The following is a 588-nucleotide window of genomic DNA, read 5'->3' on the forward strand; positions in this document are numbered from 1 at the left end:
GGTAGCCAAGAGCATTCAGCGCTTTTCTTATCCTGCGATTTCCATACGAGAATTTGCTGGATTCTGATATTTTTTTAACCCAATCCAATAACCCCTGATGTTCTGGTTTATTTGCCGGTCTTGTCCGTTTGCGTTTTTGATAACTATAGTATCCGGATGGAGTAACGCCCATTAGCCGGCACATCATGCCAACTGGCCAGGTCTTCTTATGCCGGGCGATAAACGAATATTTTATTTCGCTTCTTTCGCAAAGAAGACCGTCGCCTTTTTTAAAATTTCTTTCTCCATTGTCAGGCGACGAACTTCCTCTCGTAATTGACGAATTTCACTCTGTTCAGCAGTTAACTTCCCATTACCTCGGAAAGCCAAATTATCTTTATCAGCCAACTCTCGAATCCAGCGGCTCAGAATAGTTGAATGAATACCCAGGCTCCTCGCTGCTTCAGAACAGGTATATCCTTGTTCAGTGACCAGACTAATTGCATCCAGTTTAAATTCTTTTGTATATTTTCTTCTCGTAGACATATTGAACTCCAATTAAGCAAATTATCTCTTAACTGGGCTGTCCAAATCAATTAGACCACGTCA

The 588-nt window shown here is 41.5% G+C and carries 1 pseudogene; it reads right to left on the bottom strand.

Annotation, left to right across the window (positions count from 1 at the left end):
• A pseudogene (locus E1O52_RS13035) lies at positions 1 to 525 on the bottom strand (transposase); the annotation flags it as partial.
• Between the last annotated feature and the right edge of the window lie 63 nt (positions 526 to 588).

The sequence above is a fragment of the Legionella nagasakiensis genome (genome assembly GCF_900639915.1).
Taxonomy (GTDB): domain Bacteria; phylum Pseudomonadota; class Gammaproteobacteria; order Legionellales; family Legionellaceae; genus Legionella_A; species Legionella_A nagasakiensis.